The sequence below is a fragment of the Paraburkholderia guartelaensis genome (assembly GCF_004353905.1).
Taxonomy (GTDB): Bacteria; Pseudomonadota; Gammaproteobacteria; order Burkholderiales; family Burkholderiaceae; genus Paraburkholderia; species Paraburkholderia guartelaensis.
In genome coordinates, this window is the sequence record NZ_SMOD01000022.1 from 86,241 (window position 1) to 105,516 (window position 19,276).

Genomic DNA, 19,276 nt, shown 5'->3' on the forward strand with positions numbered 1-19,276 from the left:
GTGTCGGCGTCGGGGCCTAAATGCCATAGGCGCGGCGCAGCAAGGTGATGGGGTGAGCGAGCGGCGGCTCGCCTAGCTGGTTCTCTTCGATGCCCTGCGCAATGTGATGCCCCGCCAGCTGGCAATCGGACGAGATGAAGTTCGGTTCGGCCTGCCCCATCTGCTTGAACACGGGCGTGCCGATCTTCATCGACATGGCGTGGAATTCCTTCTTCACGCCGAACGTGCCCGCGTGGCCCGAACAGCGCTCGACCACGGTCACTTTCGTTTCGGGCACGAGCGAAAGCAGGTCGAAGGTCTTGCGACCGATGTTCTGGACGCGCGCATGACACGGCACGTGATACGACACGTTGCCAAGCGGCGCACGGAAATCGGTCTTGAGCAGGCCGTCGCGATGACGCGCCACGAGATACTCGAACGGGTCCCAGAACGCGTCGCTCACGGCTTTCGTGTTGGCGTCGTCGGGGAACATCAGCGGCAGCTCGTGCTTGTACATGAGCACGCAGCTCGGCACCGCGCCGATCAGCGCATAGCCTTCGCGCGCGTAACGCGCGAGCATCGGCATGTTCTGCGCCTGCTTGTGCGCCACGCCCTCCAGATTGCCCTGCTCCAGCAGCGGCATGCCGCAGCACCATTCGCTCTTCACCAGCTCGTAGGGAATCTCGTTGTGGTCGAGCACCGCGAGCAGATCGTGGCCGATGCCGGGCTCGTTGAAATTCACGTAGCAGGTCGCGTAAATGGCGACCTTGCCAGGCGTGCGCTCGCCGTCGCGCACCTCGCTCGACGCCGCGCGCTTGGCAACGTTACGAAACTTGTGTGTGGCGAAGTCGGGCAGCCACGCCTTGCGATCGACGCCCAGCATGTCTTCCATCGCGCCGCGCATCGCCTTCGTGTGATTGATGGCGTTGACCGTTTGCGTGACGACGGGAATGCCGGCGATCTGGCCGAGCGCGTCGGTATTCGAGAGCACGCGGTCGCGCAGCTTCACTTCGCCCTTGCGATAGTGAACGGCCTTGGCGCGCAGCATCAGATGCGGAAAGTCCACATTCCACGGATGCGGCGGCACATAGGGGCACTTCGTCATGTAGCAGAGATCGCACAGATAGCACTGGTCGACGACCTTGTCGAACGACGCCTTGTCGACGTCGTGCGCTTCGCCGCTATCGGTTTCATCGACGAGATCGAAGAGCGTGGGAAACGCGCCGCATAGCGACACGCAGCGCCGGCAGCCCGCACAGATATCGAACACGCGCGCGAGTTCCGTATCGAGCTGGGCCTGGTCGTAAAAAGCGTCCGATCGCCAGTCGAGCGGATGGCGGGTGGGCGCTTCGAGACTGCCTTCCTTGTGGGGCATGACGTCTCCTTCTTTTATTTATCAGCCAAATACGCGGCTAGGCGGGCGCGCGCGAACGCGCGCCGGTGCTTGCCCGGCACGCGAAACAAAAAAGCGCGCGCGTCATAGGTGCGTGCCGCAAGGCACGCGGCGATGCTCGATGCGCCTCAATCCGCCAGCACGTCCAGTGCCTTCGTATAGCGGTTGGCGTGGCTGCGCTCCGCCTTGGCCAGTGTCTCGAACCAGTTCGCGATTTCGTCGAAGCCTTCGTCGCGCGCGACCTTGGCCATGCCCGGGTACATGTCGGTGTATTCGTGCGTTTCACCTGCAATTGCCGCCTGCAGATTCAGACGCGAGGTGCCGAACGGCAGCCCGGTTGCCGGGTCGCCAACCGCTTCCAGATATTCGAGGTGGCCGTGCGCGTGGCCGGTTTCGCCTTCAGCGGTCGAGCGAAACAGCGCCGCGACATCGTTTTGTCCTTCTACGTCGGCCTTGGCTGCGAAATAGAGATAACGGCGGTTGGCCTGTGATTCGCCGGCAAATGCATCCTTGAGGTTCTGTTCCGTCTTCGAGCCCTTTAGCTGTGCCATCGATGCCTCCATCGTTCGACCTGATATGTGGGGATGCGACGCAATTCGCCTTCGTGCATTGCAGCATGCGTGGGCGACAACGCCGCACTATTAATCTAGGTTGTGCCGATTGCGTTCCCAATTGTGAATTTCAATCCCGGCGATAGCGTAGCCGGGTTTACGCGGGCAGAAATGAGCATAAACGGGGCGTGTCCAGGCACGCGTCGTGCGCGCGACGTTCTGTCCTGCACTCTTCACTTTGCGCGCGCGCGGAGTCGTCCTAGACTTTGAAATTGCCGACGCGCCCGATCAATTTTGCGGAGATGCCATGCGACTTACGATCCTGATCAACGGTTCCGATCCAACCGTCAATCACGACTATGCAGTGCTCTGGCTCGACACCGACCAGCAACGCTGGTCCCGCGAGTCTCACGAAGGGATCGACCTGCCAGAATGGGGTGAATTGCGCGACGTGAATGGTGTCACGTCGCTGTGCGCACCGCTCGAAAACGAGCCGCTGTGCACATTACGCGGCCTGCATGTGAACCGCCGCCAGGAAATCAGTTCAGCACACGGCGACGCGACATGGTCGTGCGAAACCTCGCACTCGCCGATGGAAGGCCAATGGCGCCTCCAGGCTGTGGACCGACAGATGGTCCGCGCCGAGCATTCGCTTTTTGCAGGCTGAGTCGTTGTTGATGAACTAACCGATTGAATGCAGGCGGCATCATTTGCCGCCTCGCTCCTCGCGCAGCAACGCAACGCTGCCGCGCTCATTGCATCTGTTTGTGCGTCACCTCTCGCTTGCGCCCGCCCTTGAGCGGGCGCGCGTTTTTTTGCGCCTGCATTTTTTCTCCCGCCTCCACGCGCGTCATGCGCCCGCTATACTTTCAGCCCGCTTGATCCCACCCCAGTCCGGCCTGACCTTTCGATGAAGAAGCTGTTTGCCTCGCTTGTTTCCTCCCTGTTGCTCGCCGCCGCGAGCCATGCAATCGCCGCACCGGCCTGTTCGCAATTCGTGCCCGACGGCCAGTTCCCGACGCTCACGAACCAGCGCATGGCGCCGAAAACGCGCATGCTCTGCTATTCGGATTTTGTCGTGCTGCATTCGGGCGTCACACACGGGCCGCTGTGGTCCGCCGAGCATCTCACGCGCGACCACCTCGAAGCCGCGAAGGACATGACGCGCACGAACCGCTTCTTCGAAGACGACCGCCTGCCCGAAGGCGAAGGCGCGACGCTCGCCGACTACAAGCGCAGCGGCTTCGACCGCGGCCACATGAGCCCCGCGGGCAACCGCTGGAATGCACAGGCGATGGCGGAATCGTTTTCACTCGCCAATATCGTTCCGCAGAATCGCGACAACAACCAGCGCCTATGGGCCCATATCGAAAGCGCCGTGCGCAAGCTCGCATCGAAGTATGGCGAAGCCTATGTCGTGACCGGTCCGCTCTTCACGGGCGCACAGCTCCAGACAATCGGCGCGACGCGCGTGCTCGTGCCGACGCAGATCTTCAAGGTCGTGTACGTGCCCTCTCAGCAGCTCGCGTTTGCGATCGTCGCGGACAATACGGCTGTCGATCGTTACGACGTGCGCTCGGTGCGCGATCTCGAAGCGCAAAGCGGCATTGCGTTCCCGGGCATTCCGGCGAACGTCGCGGCAAAGGAAAAAGTATCGTTCAATGGCCGCGGCTTTGCCGTGAGCAAATGGGGCTGGTAAGCCCCCCCCCCGTCACGCATAAGGAGGATCACCAAGTGTTCGACGCATACGCAAACGACAACGACGTGCTCAACGTGCAAGGCGACGCGCTCACGCTCACGAACGGCACGACGCGCGTGACGCTCGCCGGCACGCTCGAACTCACGCGCGACAAGCGCGGGCTCGCCGCCGCGCTGGCGCTGAAGGCGGCGCTCGACGACGTCGTGAAGAAACTGCAGGCCGACCCGCACCTGCCCGCGAAAGTCGCCGACGAGCCGGACCAGAAGCCCGGCGTCGTCGACAATCCGTTCAACTGATCACGCTCATGCGAAGCGCATGCTTCAGAACGGCTTGCCTTCGCTCTCGCTCCAGGCGCGCGCCATGAGCGTGTTCGAGGGCAGCGTTTCGTCGAGCAGCTTCTTCGCGCTCTGCGCGCCCGCGATCGGCAGACCGGTGGGATCGATCGCGCCGATCTGCGCGAGCACCGAAGCCTGATCCCAGTAGATGTGCTCGTTATAGAGCTTGTTGCCGCGAAAGCAGATCACGGCAAGCATCGGCACTTCGAAGTATTTGCCCGTGGGCGCGAGGCCCGGCAGCAGCCAGTCGATCTCGCGGTCGTGCGTGCAGCAGAAGATGAACTCGTCCACCACACGGTCCGAGCCGATCGTGCGCGAAATCGGGATCAGGCGCGTGTCCTCCGGGTTCGAATGCACGAAGTGGTGCGTGTAGAAGCGCTTGAGCTCGTCATGGCCCACGCCGCCCGTCATCGTCGGAATGTGGTTGACGTAGGGCTGCGCGACCATGGTCGGCATCACGTCGCTCGGGTTGCGCGCGACGAACTCGTGATAGCAGTGCTCTTCCCACAGCGCGTTGAAATCGTAGATCGGGCCGAGCACCCGGCGCAGCATCGCGAGCGTGCGCGAGTACGCCATCATCGTGGCCGGCTTGTCGTACGTCGAGCGCGAAGACGAAGCGAACGCGTGGCCACAACCCGGGTACGTATATAGCTCGACGCCGGACTTGCCCGCCAGCGCCTGACCGATGCGCTCGCGCGTAGCGGCGTCGCAGTGGGCGTCGTCGGCGCCGAAGTGCAGCATCAGCGGACACGTGATGCGCGAGGCTTCGTCCAGATCGTTTTCGAGGCCCACGGCGTAATAGCCGATCGCGCAATCGACATCGGTGCGCGTCGCGCTCAGGTATGCGAGCTTGCCGCCCAGGCAGAAACCCACCACGCCGACCTTGCCGCGATGCTGCGGGTGCGCGCGCAGCGCGGCGAGCGTTTGCGCCACGTCCTGCATCGCGAGATCGACGTCGAAGCGCTCGTAGAGCGAGAACGCCTTCTGCGCGTCGGCGCCTTCGTAGCCGAGATCGACGTTCGGCTCCAGACGCCAGAACAGGTCCGGCACCATCACGACGTAGCCTTCCTCGGTATAGCGGTCGGCGAGCGCGCGCATGTAGGCGTTCACGCCGAAGATCTCCTGCAGCAGCACGAGGCCAGGGCCGCTGCCCTCGGGCGGCAGCGCCGTGTAGGCGCGGAATTCGCCACCGTCGTGCGACTTCACCTGGGTCCATTGTCCGTTCATCGGGGCTGTCTCCTCTCTTCGGTCTGGTTAGTTGCCGTAGATTAGCGTCGATCTCGCGCCGACGCAGCGCGTCGAACCATTCATGCCGTGCCGAAGCCGCCCGCCACCGCGAGCGGCGGCAGTGCCGACTCGCCGCGTATCCACGCGTACTGCGCCAGCTCGGCCATTTCCTTGTCGCCACGGCTGTCGCCGTAAGCGTAGAGCGTCGCGGGCGCGTTCGCCCCCCACCAAGCGCGCAGCCGCGCAACCTTCTCCGGCCCCCAGCAGTTGTTGCCCGCCAGATGGCCCGTGTACACGCCATCGCGCCACTCGAGCTCGCTCGAAAGCACGGTGCCGATGCCGACCGTCTTTGCCCACATGCGCAGATAGATCGACGGCGACGCGCTCACGAGCACGACCTCATGGCCGAGCGCCTGGTGTTCGGCCACGCGCGCGAGCATATCGGGGCGCAGCAGCGCGGGGAGACGGCGCTCGACGAAGCGCTGCGCAGCGGCTTCGAGCACCTCGCGCCGCACGGCTCCCATCGCGGCGTACAGGAAGCGCGCCTTAGTGGGCCCGCGCGGCGACCAGCCGAGCGGAACGCCGATGAGCGAAGGCAGGCAGCGCAGCGCGGCGGCGGCGAAGCGGGCGGGGCCGGCGGCGTCGAGCATGAACGCGCGAAAGCTGTCGGACGTGGTGATGGTGCCATCAAAGTCGAATGCGGCGACGACGCGGTCGTTCATGAAGCGGTATGGGCCTGGCGTGGAAGGGAAAGGCGACGCGGCGGGGCGCGCCGAACGGGCGTCATTGTCGGCGCAAACGCGATCTTGCTGCAACGGAGCCCAGGTGCGCACCCGAATATTGACGTAATTCGTCAACATGTATCGATATGGACGTGTATTGATGCCGATGCATTAGCGTCATTGCGCGTTTGACGCCAGACCCGCGGCATCGATGATCTCGATTTCGCCGTAGCGCAACGCGAGCATCCCCTCGCGCTCGAACTGGCGCAGGATCTGGTTCACCGTTTGCCGCGAGAGCGCGAGCATCAACGCGAGATCCTCCTGCGGCACGTTGATCACGCGGCGCGAGCACTGCGCGTCTTGCGTGCCGGCCGCGTCGCCGTATTCGTTCGAGAGCAGCAGCAACCGGCGCGCCACGCGGGCGGACGCGCCCAGCAGCGCGGTCTCCTCGATCGTGTCGAACGCGAGACGCAGCTTTTGCGCGAGCAGCAGGCCAAACGCGTGCCAGTACGCCGGCGTTGCGTCGAGCAGCGCCACGAGCGCCGCGCGCGGCACGTGAAAGAGCGTGGAGTCGCGCTCGGCGTAGGCGTCGTGCGTACGTGCGCCGCCGTCGAAAAGCGCGATCTCGCCAAACCAGTGCGCCGGCCCGACCACGGCGAGCAGCGCCTCGCGGCCCGCGACGCTCGCCGCGCCCACGCGCACCGCGCCTTCCAGCACGCAGTAGAGACCGTCGTCGGCGTCGCCACGCATGAAGAGGCGCTCGCCCGCCCGCAGCGTACGCACGCGGCCCGCCGCGCGCAGCGCGTCGCGCAACGGTTCGGGCGCGCCGCGAAACCACGCGCTGCGCTCGAGCGCGGCGGCGGACGGCGAACTGGCTGTGATGGACGGGACGGAACGTGAAGTCATCGGAGCTGGACAAGCGGGGCCAGGCGAGTCACTAAACGGCGCAATTGTCGGCTAGCCGAAGGTTTGCGCTCGTCAGCCCGACGATGATAATGATTTTGGAGACAGAGAGGCACCCATGAGAAACCTGACCGAGCAGCTCACCCAGTACGCGGCTTATCACCGCGACGCGCGCAACATCGGCACCCATTTCGTCGGCATTCCGCTCATCGTGCTCGCGCTCGCGGTGCTGCTTTCGCGCCCGGTGATTGCGCTCGGGCTGCCGGTTTCCGTCTCGCCCGCGTGGCTCCTGTTCGGCGCGGCGACGATCTACTATCTCGTGCTGGACGTGCCGCTCGGCCTCATGATGGCGGTCGTCTCCGTCGCGTGCGTGGCCTTCGGGGCGTGGCTCGCGCAGCAAGGCACCGCCGCGTGGCTGGGCGGCGGCGTGGGGCTGTTCGTGGTCGGCTGGATATTTCAGTTCGTCGGTCACATCGCGTGGGAGCATCGCAAGCCGGCCTTCGTCGACGATCTCATCGGCCTCATGATCGGCCCGCTCTTTGTGCTCGCCGAAGCGCTGTTCAGCATCGGCTGGCGCCCTGAGCTGCGCGCGGCGATCGAGGCGAAGGTGGGACCCACGCGCATCAATCCGCCGCGCGCTCAGGAAGCGCGGCAGTAAGCGGCCGTTGCAAGGTCCTCAGCGCTCGAACCGGATGAGCCGCGCCGCGTGCACCGCCGTGAGCGCGACGGCGAGCCAGATCGGCACATACGTCCCGAGCTGACGCATGCCCAGGTGCTCGCCGAGCAGCGTGACAGAAACGATCACGAGCAGCACCGGCTCGACATAGCCGAGGATGCCGAAGAGCGCCATCGGCAAAAGCCGGCTCGCCTTCAGGTACGACGCGAGCGCGACGGTGCTGAGCACGCCGAGTCCGGGCAGCAGCACGAAGGCCAGAAACTTGTGCGCATCGAGCAGCGCGAGCGAGCCGCCGGCGCGCACTACGATCACCGCCACCGGCACGAGCAGCAGCATCTCCACGGCGAACGTGACGAGCGAATCCGCGTGAATCTTGCGGCGCAGCACGAAGTACGGCGGATAGCCGAACGCGACGAGCAGCGTGGGCCACGAGAACGCGTGCGTCGCCCACAGCTCGTGCGCCACGCCCACGGCGGCGCACGCCACAGCGAGCCATTGCAGCAGTTCGAGGCGCTCGTGATAGTAAAAGCGACCCACCAGCACCATGATGAGCGGCAGCAGGAAATAGCCGAGCGACACCTCCAGCATGCGCCCGTGCAGCGGCGCCCACAGAAACACCCACAGCTGCGAGCCCAGCAGCGCGGCGCTCGCCACCAGTGCGAGCGCGGTGCGCGGCTCCTTCACCATGCGCGCGATGAGGGCACGCAACTGCGGCGCGCGCTTGCGCAGCACCAGCAGGGCCAGCGCGCCGGGCGCGGTCCAGATTACGCGCCAAGCGAAAATATCGAGGCCGCCGAGCGGCGCGAGCAGGAGCGTATAGGCCGACATCAGCGCGAACAGCGCCGAAGCGCCCACGGATAGCGAAATGCCGCGCCCGGGTTCGTACTGGTTCATCGTCAGGCGCGGGGACAGAAAGCGCAAACGGCAGGATCGCGAGCGGCGCGGTGCGTAGATTTCGCACGCACGGGTAAAAACGTTGTCATTTGAATTGGATATTGAATAAGGCGCGGGCCGATGAAAGCGTCGGCGAGACCGCATTCTAGTCGTGTTTTGACGGCGGCAGGCGGCGCAAACCCACGCCGGACAAGGCGGGCACACGCCGTGCGCGCTTGCGGGGCTGGTGCAGGCCGAGCAATTTAGTCCGGCAGATCATGCAACGATGGACTAGAACGTAAGTCTTGCCACGCCAGCCCGCCGTCGCCTTAACTGGCTGGAGTTCGCGGCTGGAATTCGCTTCGACGAAGCGAGATTTCACCGGGCCGCTGGTGCCGCGCCTGGCATATTCCGGAGCGCCACGCCAACGCCCGCCGCCGTGATTCACGACGCCGTCCCCAACGTCCAACGCCCCCTGGAGCCCGCATGCCATCTTCTGCGCCCCGCCCCGCCGTTGCCGACCCCGCCGGTGCATTCGCCCTTTCGCCCGCCGCCAGCACATTCGCCGCCGAAGTGCGCGCCGGTTTGATGCGCTCGCCGCAAAAGGAACTGCCGTCGAAATATTTGTATGACGAAGTCGGCTCGGCCCTCTTCGAGGTCATCACCGTTCTGCCTGAATACGGCGTCACGCGCAGCGAGGAGCGCCTGCTCACGCGCTACGCGTCCGAGATCGTCGAGGCGCTGCCCTCCGACGTGAAAGTCGCCGAACTCGGCAGCGGCAGCGGCCGCAAGACGCGCCGCATTCTCGAAGCGCTGTGCCGCAAGCGCCCCACGTCGTACTGCCCGATCGAGATTTCGCGCACCGCGCTGCAACTATGCCGGCGCGAACTCGCCGACATCGAGCGCATTTCGATCGTCGGCTACGAGCGCGACTATCTCGCCGGACTTTCCGAAGTGAGCCGCCAGCGCAAAGAGGGCGAACAACTGCTCGTGCTCTTTCTCGGCAGCACGATCGGCAACTTCGCGCGCCTCGCGGCCACACGCTTTCTGCGTGACATCCGCGCGATGCTGCACCCCGGCGACACGCTGCTGCTCGGCACGGACCTCGTGAAGCCCGTGGACACGCTGATCGCCGCCTACGACGACGCCATCGGCGCCACGGCCGCGTTCAACCTGAACCTGCTTTCGCGCATCAACCGCGAACTGGACGCCGATTTCGACCTGCACGACTTCGAACACGTCGCGCGCTTCAATCCGGACGTGCGCAGCATCGAGATGCATCTGCGCGCGAAGCGCGACGTGCACGCCGAGGTGCACTCGGCGAACCTGACCGTCGAGATCGGCGCAGGCGAGACGATCTGGACCGAGAGCAGCCACAAGTATCACGCCGACGAAATCCCGGCGATCGCCGCCGACGCGGGCCTCGAATGCACGCGTCAGTGGGTCGAAAAGGATTGGGGATTCGCGGAGAGCCTGCTGGCCGTGAAGTAAGCGGCGTCCGAAACGAAAAAGCGGTGCGCCAGATGCCTGGCGCACCGCTTTTTTATCGGGCGAATTTCAGTGCTGCTCGAAGCGCTCGTAGCGTTTTTCGGTGAGGCGCTCCTCGCTTTCCACCGAACTGACTCGCGCGGCCGGCGGCCCGTGGCGCAACCACGAAAGCATGCGGTCCACCTGGTTCGCCGTGCCCTGGATCACGGCTTCGACCGAGCCGTCCTCCATGTTCGCGACGTAGCCGCGAATGCGCAGCGCGTGCGCCTGGCGCACCGTCGCATGACGAAAACCCACGCCCTGCACCGTCCCGTGCACGCGCACGTAGTACGTTTCGAGGCGCGTATCCAGATCCGGTTCGCTCATTGTTCGTTTCTCCATGCAGGCTTTACGGTCGGCATTGTAGACGCCAACGCGTGCACGCGCCGGGCCCGCGCCACGTACAATCCGTGCCACGCCGCGCGCGCGGCGCCGATATCGAACATGGAAACGACCCTGCAATGACCGACACCTCCCGAGCCAACCGCGATCTCGTGCTGATCACCGGCGCGTCCGGCTTCGTCGGCTCGGCCGTCGCCCGCATCGCGCAGGAAAAGGGCTATGCGGTGCGCCTGCTGGTGCGCGCGACGAGCCCGCGCAAGAACCTCGAAGCACTCGACGCTGAAATCGTCACCGGCGACATGCGCGACGCCGCCTCGATGCGCCGTGCGCTCGACGGGGTGCGCTATCTCTTCCACGTCGCCGCCGACTACCGCCTGTGGGCGCCCGATCCGCACGAGATCGAGCGCGCCAACCTCGAAGGCGCCGAAGCCACCATGCGCGCGGCGCTCGACGCGGGCGTGGAGCGCATCGTCTACACGAGCAGCGTGGCCACGCTCAAGGTCACGAGTTCGGGCAACTCCGCCGACGAAACCTCGCCGCTCACGCCCGAGCAGGCCATTGGCGTGTACAAGCGCAGCAAGGTGCTTTCCGAGCGCGCCGTGGAACGCATGATCGAGCGCGACGGCCTGCCCGCGGTGATCGTCAATCCATCCACGCCGATCGGTCCGCGCGACGTGAAGCCCACGCCCACGGGCCGCATCATCGTCGAAGCGGCCACCGGCAAGATCCCCGCGTTCGTCGATACCGGCCTGAACCTCGCGCACGTGGACGACGTGGCGAACGGCCACTTCCTCGCGCTGGAGCGCGGACGCATCGGCGAGCGCTACATCCTCGGCGGCGAGAATCTGCCGCTGCAGCAGATGCTCACCGATATCGCGGGCATGGTCGGCCGCAAGCCGCCCACCATCGCGCTGCCGCGCTGGCCGCTCTATCCGCTTGCGATGGGCGCGGAAGCCGTGGCGCGCTTCACGAAGCGCGAGCCGTTCGTGACCGTCGATGCGCTGAAGATGTCGAAAAACAAGATGTATTTCACGTCGGCGAAGGCGGAACGCGAGCTGGGTTATCGCGCGCGGCCGTATCGCGAGGGCTTGAAAGATGCGCTCGCATGGTTCCGCGAGGCCGGCTATCTGAACGCCAAATGAGGGCAGCTGAGGAAACTGTTACAACTTTTCTTGCGACATGCGTACAACGCCTGAAGGGCAATGCGCGCAAGCTGCGGGTAAAATCGCGGGTCTTACCTGAGAAGCTCGCATGAATCTTCAAGACCAGATTGGCGTGCTCGAAGCGGGCGTCGATCAGCTCCTTCAGGCCGCCGCCGCCGCGCACGCACCGCGCGCCGATGAACGCGCCGCCGCAGTTCCCCAGCAGGACACTCCCGTTGCAAGCAGCGAAGCGGAGCAAGCCGTCGCTGAGCAGCCGCACACCGTTGCCGTCGATACGGCCGCGGAGGCTGCCGACGCAGCCGCAGAACCCGTTGAAGCCGCCAATGCAACCGTGACCGAAACTGCCGAAGCCATCGAACCCGCTGCCGAGGCGGCCCACGCTGCGCCTGCGCAGCCCGAATTGCACGTGGCACGCCCGTCGCAAAACGAAATCACGCTGACGATCGGCGGCCAGACGGTCACGCTCAACGCGCTGCAAGTCGGCCAGATGATCGAGGAGCTGTCGAACGCACGCGCCTCGATGCAGCCCGAACCGCCGCCCGGCATTCCGCAAGGCTGGCGTTTCGCATCGACGAAGAATCCGATGATGGCCGTGCAGAAGCAATCCAACGGCGACCGCCTGCTGGTGCTGCGTCACACAGGCCACGGCTGGGTGCCGTTCACGTTCTCGCCCGACATCGTCGCGCAGATGTACATGCTGCTCACGCAGCGCTAACGAGCGCCGGGATCGAAAAAAAAGCCGTCGAAACCGACGGCTTTTTTCATTGGCAGCGCGCCTCGCAAGAAGCGCCTCAACGCCCCTGCACCGGCGCCTGCACACGCGCCTTCCACTGGCCGCCCTTGCCTCGCCAGAAGCGCCACGCCGAAGCGAACGTCGCGCCCACGTAGAACAACGCGACGAGCGGCAGGAACGGCGCCCACAGCGGCGAGCGCCGGTAGTAGGCCAGCATGGGCGAGTAGGCGCAGCACATCAGCGCCCAGGCGATCCACGCGGGCCAGCCGTGCGGCCCGAGCACGAGCGCGACCACGGGCGGCGCGAGATAGATGATCGTCATGCCGAGGAGCGTGCCCGCGAGTTGCCACGCCGAGTAATGCAGCTGCGTGAACGCCGTACGCGCGATCATGTTCCAGATGTCCTTCCACGAATCGTACGGACGCAGCGACACGCTCTTCGCGGCAACGTCGAGCCGGATCGGATGATGCCCTTCGCCGCGATGCTTGATACGCGCGGCCAGGCTGCAGTCGTCGATCAGCTCGGCGCGGATCGATTCGATGCCGCCCGCTTCTTCCAGCGCCTGGCGGCGCACCAGCATGCAGCCGCCGGCCGCGGCCGCCGTGCGGTTCTTCGGGTTGTTGACCCACGAGAACGGATAGAGCTTCGCGAAGAAGAACACGAACGCCGGGATCAGCGCCTTTTCCCAGAAGGAGTCGCAGCGCAGCCGTACCATCAGCGAGACGAGGTCGCGGCCTTCGGCCTGCGCGCGCACCACGAGCTGCGCGAGCGCGTCGGGCGGATGACCGATGTCGGCGTCGGTGAGAAGCAGATAGTCGGCGGGCAGCTTGAGCGTGCGCACCGCCTCGATGCCCTGCGACTGCGCCCACACCTTGCCCGACCAGCCCGCCGGCAGCGGCTTGGCCGTAATCACGCTGAGCTTTTCCGGACACTGCAGCGCGAGCGCGGCGGCGCGTGCGGCTTCCGCGGTGCCGTCGGTGCTGTGGTCGTCGATCACGATCACGTGAAACTCGCCGCCGTAGTCCTGCTGGAGCAGCGAGCTAACGGCCTCGCCAATCGCGTCGGCCTCGTTGCGCGCCGGCACCACGGCGCACGCGGCAGGCCAGCCGGCCGCGGGCTCGACGATCGACAGCGGCTCGGCCGGGCGCGCGCGCCAGAAACCGCCGCGCCCGAACAGCAGCACGAGCCAGATCAGCAACGAGAGACAGGAGACGGCAAACAGAATGGTCGTAGTCATGCGTTGTTACTCTCGATCGAAGGTGCGCGCACGCCCACGCGGCGCGACAGCCACATGGCCGCCGTGCGCAGGAGCACCACGGCCCAGTCGGGTGCGCGCAGCGCAGGCCGCGCGCGGAACACATCGTACCCGCCGCGCTCGATGATTTCGAGCACGCGCAGTCCGCCATGCACGACGCTGCACAGCTCGAGGCCGAAGCGCCCCGGCACGCGCAGCGCGAGCGGCGCGCCGCTCACCATCAGCGCCCGCGCGCGCGCCACCTCGTGCGCCATCAGCGCGCGCCAGGCGTCGTCCACCTTGCCCGCGGCGATCTGCGCTTCAGTCACGCCAAAGCGTTCGCGGTCGGCGAGCGGCAGGTAAATGCGGCCGCGCGCCCAGTCGGCGCTCACGTCCTGCAAGAAGGTGACGAGCTGCAAGGCGGTGCAGATCGCGTCGGAATCGGCCAGATTCTCGGGCGTCGCCGCGTGAATCAGATGCAGCATCAGATGCCCGACCGGGTTCGCCGAGCGCCGGCAAAAGTCCAGCAGCTCGAAGCGGTCGGCGTAGCGCGTCGTGTCGATATCCTGATCGAACGCCGCGACGAGGTCGTAAAACGGCGCGAGCGGCAGCCGGCACTCGCGCACCACGTCCGCGAGCTTCGCGAACAGCATGGGGTGCACGCGCGCCGGGCGGCCTTCGGCCACGGCGTTCAGGCCTTCGCGAAAATCGGCGAGACGCGTGTGGCGTTGCTCGGGGCTCCAGTCGCCTTCGTCCGCGATGTCGTCGAGCGTGCGCGCGACGTGGTAGATCACGCCGACAGGCGCCCGCAGCGCCTTCGGCAGCAATACTCGCGCTACCGGAAAATCGTCGTAGTGGTCGGGTTCCATCAAGGCGTCCAGAATGGGGTCGTATCCTTGGGCGCCATCCAGGCGACCCGCAGGACGCGATATTTTAAGGGTTCCCGAGGTATGTTGCACCGCGCAACGACGCAGCGGCGGTTCCGGGCGCCCTCCTGCGCCGCGTGCGCGACGCGCCTTGCGCAGGCCGTGGGAGGGCCACGCAGCAGGCTTTTTGAGAAAAATGGGTGGCTGACCGGGGTCCGGCGTCGCGTGCACGCCGCACCTACGCGTGCTCCACACAGCAAACGAAAGGCGAAGGGGTTAAAATGCGCGTCTAGTTTTTACTCCGTCACCCCTTTGGCGGATTTTTGCATCCTTAATAATAGACAGCCGCTGGCGATCAGGTCATTTTTACCGATTCGCTCGCCTTTGCGGCAGTCGGAGTTCGCCACCCTATGCGAGTGATCCTTGCCCAACCCCGCGGCTTTTGCGCGGGGGTTGTCCGCGCTATCGAAATCGTCGATCGCGCACTGCAGAAGCACGGCGCGCCCGTCTACGTGCGCCATGAAATCGTCCACAACCGTCATGTGGTCGAAAACCTGCGCAACAAGGGCGCGCGTTTCGTGGAAGAGCTCGACGAAGTGCCGGAAGGCGCTGTGGCGATTTTCAGCGCCCACGGCGTGGCCAAGACGGTGGAACGCGCCGCCGAGGAACGCGACCTCGACGTGCTCGACGCCACCTGCCCGCTCGTCACGAAGGTTCACGTGCAGGGCCGCCAGTACGTCGCGGCGGGCCGCACGCTGATCCTGATCGGGCATGCCGGCCACCCCGAAGTGGAAGGTACGATCGGCCAGATTCCCGGCACCGTGCTGCTCGTGCAGAGCGAAGCCGATGTTTCGAAGCTCGATCTGCCGCTCGATGCACCGCTCGCGTACGTGACGCAAACCACCCTTTCGGTGGACGACACGCGTGGCATCATCGACGCGCTGCTCGCGCGGTTCTCCGACATCGTCGGCCCGGACACGCGCGACATCTGCTACGCAACGCAGAACCGCCAGGCAGCGGTGCGCGAACTGTCGGATCAGGTGGACGTGCTGCTCGTCGTTGGCGCGACGAACAGCTCGAACTCGAATCGTCTGCGCGAGATCGGCAGCGAAACGGGTGTGCCGAGCTATCTCGTCGCTGACGGCTCGGAAGTGAAGACCGAATGGTTCGCCAATGTGCAAACGGTCGGCATCACGGCCGGCGCATCGGCGCCTGAAGAAATGGTTGAGAACGTCATTGACGCGCTGCGCGCGTTAGGGCCTGTCGAGGTGTCGACGATGGCGGGCCGTGAAGAAAAAGTCGAATTCAAGCTGCCGTCGAAGCTCTTGCAACCGCTCGTCGCACGCGAAGTTTAAGGAGGACACGCTTTGTCTATTCCGCTGCTACAAAAAGTCCGCGTTGGCTCGTACATCTTCCGCCAGCATTTCAGCGGCAACAAGCGCTACCCGCTCGCGCTCATGCTCGAGCCGCTGTTCCGCTGCAATCTCGCCTGCAATGGCTGCGGCAAGATCGACTATCCGGATCCCATCCTGAACCAGCGCCTGTCGCTGGAGGAATGCCTCGAAGCCGTCGATGAGTGCGGCGCGCCGGTCGTTTCCATCGCAGGCGGCGAACCGCTGCTGCACAAGGAAATGCCGCAGATCGTGAAGGGCATCATGGCGCGCAAGAAGTTCGTGTATCTCTGCACGAACGCGCTGCTCATGGAAAAGAAGATGGACGACTACCAGCCGAATCCGTACTTCGTCTGGTCGGTGCACCTCGACGGCGACCGCGAAGCGCACGATCACTCGGTCTCGCAGGAAGGCGTGTACGACAAGGCCGTCGCGGCCATCAAGGAAGCCAAGCGCCGCGGCTTCCGCGTGAACATCAACTGCACGCTGTTCAACGACGCCGTGCCCGAGCGCGTGGCGAAGTTCTTCGACACGGTCGGCGAGATCGGCGTGGACGGCATCACGGTGTCGCCGGGCTATGCATATGAGCGCGCCCCGGACCAGCAGCACTTCCTGAACCGCGACAAGACCAAGAACCTGTTCCGCGAAATCTTCAAGCGCGGCAACAACGGCAAGAAGTGGTCGTTCAGCCAGTCGAGCCTGTTCCTCGACTTCCTGGCCGGCAACCAGAGCTACCAGTGCACGCCGTGGGGCAACCCGGCGCGTACGGTGTTCGGCTGGCAAAAGCCATGCTATCTGGTCGGCGAAGGTTACGTGAAGACCTTCAAGGAGCTGATGGAAACGACCGACTGGGACAAGTACGGCACGGGCAAGTACGAGAAGTGCGCGGACTGCATGGTCCACTGCGGCTTCGAGGCTACCGCCGTGATGGACACGGTCGCGCATCCGCTCAAGGCCGCGCGCATCGCCCTCTCGGGCCCGCGCACGACGGGCGCGTTTGCGAAGGACATCCCGCTCGAGGGCGCGCGTCCTGCCGAGTACGTGTTCTCGCGTCACGTCGAGATCAAGCTCGAAGAGATCAAGAACGCCGCCAAGACGAAGAAGCCGGCTACGGTCGCGGCTAGCTAAAGCGGTTTTCGCCGCAGGCGAATGAAACGCAAAAAGGGCGCAACGGTTTTAGCCGTTGTGCCCTTTGTCTTTTTCGTCACTTCGCACTGAACGGCGACACCATCGCATTCGCTGTGGTCGTGCTCGCCGCTGCCGGCGTCCACCGGTACACCACCGCGCTCGAAGCGTTGTAGTTATCCTTCGTCACCACATACTCGCCGGTCGAGCGCAGATACGCACGCAGGCCGTACATCGAATCCACGTCGTTGCCCACGTACACCGCGTTCGAGTTGCTATTGATGAGTGTCGTGTCGATCGCGCCCGTGGTGAGGTTGAACGCATCGATGTTCGGCACGGTGTGCACGTAGCCCACGAACAGATAATTTCCAGCGGCTGCAATCGATTTGGGATTCGCGCTCGTGAGCGTAATCACCGGATTCGGCGCACTCGTATTGCCGGCGAGCCAGCCGTGATACACCTCGACGCGCGTGCCGACTGCCGTCCAGTCGGTGATGCTCGCGTCTTCTCCCGTGAGGATCATCGTGTCGCTTTCGGGCAGGTAGACGATGCGTGTGAGCCGCGAAATCGTGGCGGGAATCGGCGTGGTGATCGCCGCGCCCCAGGTCGGCTTGCCGGTCGAGTCGAAGCCGGTCAGCGGGTAGTGGGAAATGACGTTGGTCTTGTCGAGGCCAACCCACAGGTCGCCCTTGCTGTCGAGACAAAAGCCGTTGCGCACCGGGGCCGTCGTATTGAACGCCGCCCCCGGCAGCGTGTAATCCGGAATGGCGATATAGCCGCTCGCCGCGTTGAAGTGGAAGAAGTAGAACGTATCGGGGTTCTGCCCGGCCGCCACGAGAATGCGCTGGCCACCCACGCTCGCCACCTGCGCGAAATGCTCGCCTCGCGCGGTGTCGGCGAGATTGATGCGCGGATCGGACGGATACGTGATGGGGTCAATGGTGTTGGCCACGAAGGTGCCGCCGGCCGTTCCCGAATAGATATTCATGCCGCCGTAGAACAGCGCGCCATCGGTGGCCGGGTCCGGCGCCGCATTGCCTTCGAAATTGAGCGACTGCAGCTTCCAGCGCAGCGTCCCGGTGCCGTCGTAAGCCTGCAGATCGGTGCCGCCGTTGCGGCCGAGGTCCCACGAGCCGCCCCACGGATTGTTCAGCACGTACAGCATGCCTGCGGAATCCTTGCCGATGCCAACCACGCGCGTAAAGCGCTTGTCGCCCACCTGCCCCTTGATGCCCGTGGTCGTGTCGAGATAGCCGCCCAGAACGCCGAACGTGCCGGTTTGCGAAGGCATGCCCGCTACGCTGAAGGTCTTGATGTTCATGTCGGGACCCGAGTCGCCGATCATCAACTGTGAGGTCTGCGAATCGAAATACAGCGACGACGGCCGCGCCGTGGATGCCAGCTGGATCGTGTTCAAGAGCTGACCGCCGGCACTGAATTCGAGCACGGCGCCCGCGCTCTTCTGGGCGACCCAGAGGTTGCCGCTCGCGTCGAGTGTCAGCGCGCCTGGGCACGCCACGCTGATATCGCGTTGCCAGACGCCGTCCGTGGTGTACACACGCACGCGGTTGCCGGGGAAATCGCTCACGTAGAGCAGCGAGCCGGAAGTCGCGAGTCCGGTGATGACATCGGCGAGCTTTTCGGTCGTATCGGCGCTCACGGGGATCAGCAAGTCGCGCGCGCCGCTCGTGCGGTTGTAGCGCCCGACGTTGCCGCTGCCATACGTGGCGTTGTACTGCATCGCGACGAACAGCGAAGTCGTGTTGCCCGTGATCGCGCCGCCCTGGAAGTCGCCGTGCCCGCCGATCGAGCCGAGGCTCTGGCCGTTCTGGTAAATCGCCAGGCCGCCTTCGTTTTCATCCCACATCGACGACGTATAGATGACGCCTTCGGGCGCGACCCACATCGAGCGGGCCACGTTGCCCACGTGCGTCGCGTTGGTGCCGTAGGTGTTCGCAATCCAGTCGGTGGAGTATTGCGCTTCGCAAACGGGCGCAACCGTTGCGGTGAGAGCGGCCGCCAGCCATGCAGCGCCAATTCGATGCAAGATCATGAAAAATTCTTTGATTCGTACACCTTACGGTGTACCAGTTGAAAATGCGGTGTTGCCCGCGTGGCAAACGCGCAGGCCGATTCCCGACGATTCGAATCCGTGCACGCCACCGCGCGCGGCGTCATGCGTCGAATTGGTGTGGAACTTCGTCAAAGTTAACGGCAGCCACACTGCGGGAATTGAGTGCTTTTTGACCGCGAAGATTACAGGCGTAAAAAAAAGCGCGACGGCCTTCGCCGTCGCGCCTCGTGCTGAACGTATCCGCTCAGTCTGGAGTTAGCAGCACTTGCCTGCCCCCGACCCATACCTGGCGTTTTGCCGCTCGCGGAAAAACTCCTCGTAGGTCATGACCGGGCGGTCGGGATGCGTCTCACGCGCATGCGCGACGTAGCCCTCGTAGTCCGGCAAACCGACCATCAAACGCATGGCCTGGCCGAGATAGCGCCCGGCCGTCTGTACGTTGTCGCGAAGTCCCGAGAACATG

At 64.9% G+C, this 19,276-nt stretch carries 21 protein-coding genes; 10 read left to right on the top strand and 11 right to left on the bottom strand.

Annotated elements, in window-relative coordinates; all coding sequences use genetic code 11:
- Positions 1–16: 16 nt before the first annotated feature.
- Both E1N52_RS26185 and E1N52_RS26190 read right to left on the bottom strand, forming a co-directional pair.
- Entirely contained in the window at positions 17–1,354 is a 1,338-nt protein-coding gene (locus E1N52_RS26185; RefSeq protein ID WP_133185719.1) for a heterodisulfide reductase-related iron-sulfur binding cluster, read from the bottom strand.
- A 146-nt stretch (positions 1,355–1,500) separates the two neighbouring features.
- The gene (locus tag E1N52_RS26190) at positions 1,501–1,923 is read right to left on the bottom strand and encodes a rubrerythrin family protein (RefSeq protein WP_069261580.1); all 423 of its coding nucleotides are present in this window, start codon (positions 1,921–1,923) and stop codon (positions 1,501–1,503) included.
- 307 nt (positions 1,924–2,230) lie between these two features.
- Here E1N52_RS26190 and E1N52_RS26195 point away from each other — a divergent pair, with 307 nt between their 5' ends.
- From E1N52_RS26195 to E1N52_RS26205, 3 genes are all read left to right on the top strand, one after another.
- A complete protein-coding gene (locus tag E1N52_RS26195) occupies positions 2,231–2,590 on the top strand; it encodes a DUF3564 domain-containing protein (RefSeq protein ID WP_042268533.1) in 360 nt (119 codons plus the stop codon).
- A gap of 243 nt (positions 2,591–2,833) precedes the next feature.
- Complete coding sequence (locus tag E1N52_RS26200) at positions 2,834–3,622, top strand: DNA/RNA non-specific endonuclease (protein WP_133185720.1); 789 nt, start codon at positions 2,834–2,836, stop codon at positions 3,620–3,622.
- 35 nt (positions 3,623–3,657) lie between these two features.
- Positions 3,658–3,918 (top strand): hypothetical protein, encoded by a 261-nt coding sequence (locus E1N52_RS26205; RefSeq protein ID WP_028202769.1) that lies wholly within the window; start codon positions 3,658–3,660, stop codon positions 3,916–3,918.
- 24 nt (positions 3,919–3,942) lie between these two features.
- Here E1N52_RS26205 and E1N52_RS26210 read toward each other — a convergent pair whose 3' ends face one another.
- The 3 genes from E1N52_RS26210 to E1N52_RS26220 form a co-directional block, all read right to left on the bottom strand.
- The gene (locus E1N52_RS26210) at positions 3,943–5,184 is read right to left on the bottom strand and encodes a dienelactone hydrolase family protein (RefSeq protein WP_133185721.1); all 1,242 of its coding nucleotides are present in this window, start codon (positions 5,182–5,184) and stop codon (positions 3,943–3,945) included.
- An 80-nt stretch (positions 5,185–5,264) separates the two neighbouring features.
- Positions 5,265–5,906 carry an HAD family hydrolase gene (locus E1N52_RS26215; protein ID WP_133185722.1) on the bottom strand — a complete coding sequence of 214 codons (642 nt, stop codon included), beginning with the start codon at positions 5,904–5,906 and terminating at the stop codon, positions 5,265–5,267.
- Positions 5,907–6,083: 177 nt separating this feature from the next.
- Entirely contained in the window at positions 6,084–6,812 is a 729-nt protein-coding gene (locus tag E1N52_RS26220; RefSeq protein ID WP_133185723.1) for a Crp/Fnr family transcriptional regulator, read from the bottom strand.
- 115 nt (positions 6,813–6,927) lie between these two features.
- Between E1N52_RS26220 and E1N52_RS26225 the strand changes: the two genes are divergently transcribed.
- A complete protein-coding gene (locus E1N52_RS26225) occupies positions 6,928–7,467 on the top strand; it encodes an Mpo1 family 2-hydroxy fatty acid dioxygenase (RefSeq protein ID WP_133185724.1) in 540 nt (179 codons plus the stop codon).
- Positions 7,468–7,485: 18 nt separating this feature from the next.
- Here the strand turns inward: E1N52_RS26225 and rarD are convergent, their stop codons facing one another.
- Positions 7,486–8,379 (bottom strand): EamA family transporter RarD, encoded by an 894-nt coding sequence (rarD, locus tag E1N52_RS26230; RefSeq protein WP_133185725.1) that lies wholly within the window; start codon positions 8,377–8,379, stop codon positions 7,486–7,488.
- A 465-nt stretch (positions 8,380–8,844) separates the two neighbouring features.
- Here rarD and egtD point away from each other — a divergent pair, with 465 nt between their 5' ends.
- Positions 8,845–9,849 carry an L-histidine N(alpha)-methyltransferase gene (egtD, locus tag E1N52_RS26235; protein WP_133185726.1) on the top strand — a complete coding sequence of 335 codons (1,005 nt, stop codon included), beginning with the start codon at positions 8,845–8,847 and terminating at the stop codon, positions 9,847–9,849.
- Positions 9,850–9,915: 66 nt separating this feature from the next.
- On the opposite strand, the gene E1N52_RS26240 is transcribed toward egtD, so the two are convergent.
- Positions 9,916–10,212, bottom strand: coding sequence for an acylphosphatase (locus E1N52_RS26240; protein WP_069261571.1), 297 nt, complete (start codon positions 10,210–10,212; stop codon positions 9,916–9,918).
- A gap of 134 nt (positions 10,213–10,346) precedes the next feature.
- On the opposite strand from E1N52_RS26240, the gene hpnA reads away from it, so the two are divergent.
- Positions 10,347–11,369, top strand: coding sequence for a hopanoid-associated sugar epimerase (gene hpnA, locus E1N52_RS26245; RefSeq protein WP_133185727.1), 1,023 nt, complete (start codon positions 10,347–10,349; stop codon positions 11,367–11,369).
- Positions 11,370–11,478: 109 nt separating this feature from the next.
- Positions 11,479–12,105, top strand: a complete 627-nt coding sequence (locus tag E1N52_RS26250) for a hypothetical protein (protein WP_133185728.1) — start codon at positions 11,479–11,481, stop codon at positions 12,103–12,105.
- A 76-nt stretch (positions 12,106–12,181) separates the two neighbouring features.
- Here the strand turns inward: E1N52_RS26250 and E1N52_RS26255 are convergent, their stop codons facing one another.
- Together E1N52_RS26255 and hpnC are read right to left on the bottom strand one after the other, a co-directional pair.
- Complete coding sequence (locus tag E1N52_RS26255; RefSeq protein ID WP_133185729.1) at positions 12,182–13,360, bottom strand: glycosyltransferase; 1,179 nt, start codon at positions 13,358–13,360, stop codon at positions 12,182–12,184.
- Positions 13,357–14,226, bottom strand: a complete 870-nt coding sequence (gene hpnC, locus E1N52_RS26260; RefSeq protein ID WP_133185730.1) for a squalene synthase HpnC — start codon at positions 14,224–14,226, stop codon at positions 13,357–13,359. Before hpnC ends, E1N52_RS26255 begins: the two co-directional genes overlap by 4 nt.
- A gap of 407 nt (positions 14,227–14,633) precedes the next feature.
- Between hpnC and ispH the strand changes: the two genes are divergently transcribed.
- Both ispH and hpnH read left to right on the top strand, forming a co-directional pair.
- A complete protein-coding gene (gene ispH / locus E1N52_RS26265) occupies positions 14,634–15,578 on the top strand; it encodes a 4-hydroxy-3-methylbut-2-enyl diphosphate reductase (protein WP_133185731.1) in 945 nt (314 codons plus the stop codon).
- A 12-nt stretch (positions 15,579–15,590) separates the two neighbouring features.
- Entirely contained in the window at positions 15,591–16,742 is a 1,152-nt protein-coding gene (gene hpnH / locus E1N52_RS26270; RefSeq protein ID WP_110383380.1) for an adenosyl-hopene transferase HpnH, read from the top strand.
- A 76-nt stretch (positions 16,743–16,818) separates the two neighbouring features.
- Here the strand turns inward: hpnH and E1N52_RS26275 are convergent, their stop codons facing one another.
- Positions 16,819–18,792, bottom strand: a complete 1,974-nt coding sequence (locus E1N52_RS26275; RefSeq protein ID WP_133185732.1) for an SMP-30/gluconolactonase/LRE family protein — start codon at positions 18,790–18,792, stop codon at positions 16,819–16,821.
- Here E1N52_RS26275 and E1N52_RS26280 point away from each other — a divergent pair.
- Positions 18,791–19,072, top strand: coding sequence for a hypothetical protein (locus E1N52_RS26280; RefSeq protein ID WP_133185733.1), 282 nt, complete (start codon positions 18,791–18,793; stop codon positions 19,070–19,072). The genes E1N52_RS26275 and E1N52_RS26280 overlap by 2 nt on opposite strands.
- On the opposite strand, the gene E1N52_RS26285 is transcribed toward E1N52_RS26280, so the two are convergent.
- The gene (locus tag E1N52_RS26285) at positions 19,069–19,275 is read right to left on the bottom strand and encodes a YbdD/YjiX family protein (RefSeq protein ID WP_028202784.1); all 207 of its coding nucleotides are present in this window, start codon (positions 19,273–19,275) and stop codon (positions 19,069–19,071) included. The two genes, E1N52_RS26280 and E1N52_RS26285, sit on opposite strands and share 4 nt — an antisense overlap.
- Between the last annotated feature and the right edge of the window lies 1 nt (position 19,276).

What these genes read in the sequence shown, in the direction of transcription:
- E1N52_RS26280 (WP_133185733.1), top strand. Translation starts at nt 18,791, where the DNA reads ATGAAAAATTCTTTGATTCGTACACCTTACGGTGTACCAGTTGAAAAT.
- E1N52_RS26250 (WP_133185728.1), top strand. Translation starts at nt 11,479, where the DNA reads ATGAATCTTCAAGACCAGATTGGCGTGCTCGAAGCGGGCGTCGATCAG.
- E1N52_RS26190 (WP_069261580.1), bottom strand. Translation starts at nt 1,923, where the DNA reads ATGGCACAGCTAAAGGGCTCGAAGACGGAACAGAACCTCAAGGATGCA.
- E1N52_RS26215 (WP_133185722.1), bottom strand. Translation starts at nt 5,906, where the DNA reads ATGAACGACCGCGTCGTCGCCGCATTCGACTTTGATGGCACCATCACC.
- rarD (WP_133185725.1), bottom strand. Translation starts at nt 8,379, where the DNA reads ATGAACCAGTACGAACCCGGGCGCGGCATTTCGCTATCCGTGGGCGCT.
- ispH (WP_133185731.1), top strand. Translation starts at nt 14,634, where the DNA reads ATGCGAGTGATCCTTGCCCAACCCCGCGGCTTTTGCGCGGGGGTTGTC.
- E1N52_RS26185 (WP_133185719.1), bottom strand. Translation starts at nt 1,354, where the DNA reads ATGCCCCACAAGGAAGGCAGTCTCGAAGCGCCCACCCGCCATCCGCTC.
- E1N52_RS26285 (WP_028202784.1), bottom strand. Translation starts at nt 19,275, where the DNA reads ATGTTCTCGGGACTTCGCGACAACGTACAGACGGCCGGGCGCTATCTC.
- E1N52_RS26275 (WP_133185732.1), bottom strand. Translation starts at nt 18,792, where the DNA reads ATGATCTTGCATCGAATTGGCGCTGCATGGCTGGCGGCCGCTCTCACC.
- E1N52_RS26225 (WP_133185724.1), top strand. Translation starts at nt 6,928, where the DNA reads ATGAGAAACCTGACCGAGCAGCTCACCCAGTACGCGGCTTATCACCGC.
- hpnA (WP_133185727.1), top strand. Translation starts at nt 10,347, where the DNA reads ATGACCGACACCTCCCGAGCCAACCGCGATCTCGTGCTGATCACCGGC.
- E1N52_RS26240 (WP_069261571.1), bottom strand. Translation starts at nt 10,212, where the DNA reads ATGAGCGAACCGGATCTGGATACGCGCCTCGAAACGTACTACGTGCGC.
- E1N52_RS26200 (WP_133185720.1), top strand. Translation starts at nt 2,834, where the DNA reads ATGAAGAAGCTGTTTGCCTCGCTTGTTTCCTCCCTGTTGCTCGCCGCC.
- E1N52_RS26255 (WP_133185729.1), bottom strand. Translation starts at nt 13,360, where the DNA reads ATGACTACGACCATTCTGTTTGCCGTCTCCTGTCTCTCGTTGCTGATC.
- E1N52_RS26195 (WP_042268533.1), top strand. Translation starts at nt 2,231, where the DNA reads ATGCGACTTACGATCCTGATCAACGGTTCCGATCCAACCGTCAATCAC.
- E1N52_RS26220 (WP_133185723.1), bottom strand. Translation starts at nt 6,812, where the DNA reads ATGACTTCACGTTCCGTCCCGTCCATCACAGCCAGTTCGCCGTCCGCC.
- E1N52_RS26210 (WP_133185721.1), bottom strand. Translation starts at nt 5,184, where the DNA reads ATGAACGGACAATGGACCCAGGTGAAGTCGCACGACGGTGGCGAATTC.
- egtD (WP_133185726.1), top strand. Translation starts at nt 8,845, where the DNA reads ATGCCATCTTCTGCGCCCCGCCCCGCCGTTGCCGACCCCGCCGGTGCA.
- hpnC (WP_133185730.1), bottom strand. Translation starts at nt 14,226, where the DNA reads ATGGAACCCGACCACTACGACGATTTTCCGGTAGCGCGAGTATTGCTG.